Below are 958 nucleotides of genomic sequence, written 5' to 3' on the forward strand. Positions count from 1 at the left end.
GCCGTTCCTTAAGCCAGTTCAGCCGGTAGCTGGCGATCCAGGGCAGGAAGATCAGCACTTCGGCCAGAAGCACGAAGACGATGGTCAGCAGCAGCAGCTTGGTCGACAGGCCGCGCGACAGCGGCACCGTGCGCACGGCCGCTGGCGCCTCGGTGGACGCCACCGTGCCGATCCCTTCCTGTGCCTGTATGGTTTCGCTCATGCGGCTAATGTCTTCACGATCACTTGATCAACGCAGATTAGGCGATTACGGCTTTTTTGCCAATTTCATCCTTGGTCGCAAACATAAACCGGTCTGAACGGAGCCGGATTGCGCCCTACGACTCCGGATTGACTTCCAAAAGCCTTCTTTCTATAAGCCCGCACACGCTCGGGCCATTCGTCCCGGCGCGGTTTCGATCGCGCCAAAGCCGGCCCGGCAAAGCTCCTGTTACACAGTGACAGAATCAAGAAGGGCCGCACCCCGCGGTATTAAAACAAATGAAGCGTACCTACCAACCGTCTAAACTCGTCCGCAAACGTCGGCACGGCTTCCGTGCCCGCATGGCCACCAAGGGTGGTCGCGGCGTCGTCGCAGCTCGCCGCAACCGCGGCCGCAAGCGGCTCAGCGCCTGAACGGAAGACGAGATCGTTGCCCGCAACCGGCAAGCCAGTGGGACCAAATCCCAAGCGGCTTCTGAAGCGCGCGGAATTCCTGGCTGTCCGTCGTGGTGAAAAACGACGCGGGCGGCTTTTTCTCGTTGAAGTTCTCGACCGCGGCGACGGCCTGTCGCCGCGCGTCGGCTACACCGTCACCAAGAAGGTCGGCAATGCGGTTGTCCGCAACCGTGTCCGGCGGCGGCTGCGAGAAGCCATCCGTACGCATGCTGCAAGTGACATGGCGCCTGGCAATGATTATGTCATCGTCGGGCGCGAAGACGTGCTTACCACTCCGTTCGGCCAGTTGAAGGCCGAACTC

The 958-nt window shown here is 61.1% G+C and carries 2 protein-coding genes and 1 pseudogene; 2 read left to right on the top strand and 1 reads right to left on the bottom strand.

What is annotated here, in order from left to right:
- Positions 1-202, bottom strand: a pseudogene (locus EN893_RS35645) (sensor histidine kinase); the annotation flags it as partial.
- 278 nt (positions 203-480) lie between these two features.
- On the opposite strand from EN893_RS35645, the gene rpmH reads away from it, so the two are divergent.
- Positions 481-615, top strand: coding sequence for a 50S ribosomal protein L34 (gene rpmH, locus EN893_RS35655; protein WP_008833937.1), 135 nt, complete (start codon positions 481-483; stop codon positions 613-615).
- 16 nt (positions 616-631) lie between these two features.
- The coding region (rnpA, locus tag EN893_RS35660; RefSeq protein ID WP_128362251.1) for a ribonuclease P protein component at positions 632-958 on the top strand (327 nt) is incomplete at its 3' end.

The sequence above is a fragment of the Mesorhizobium sp. M7A.F.Ca.CA.004.04.2.1 genome, assembly GCF_004022825.1.
GTDB lineage: Bacteria > Pseudomonadota > Alphaproteobacteria > Rhizobiales > Rhizobiaceae > Mesorhizobium.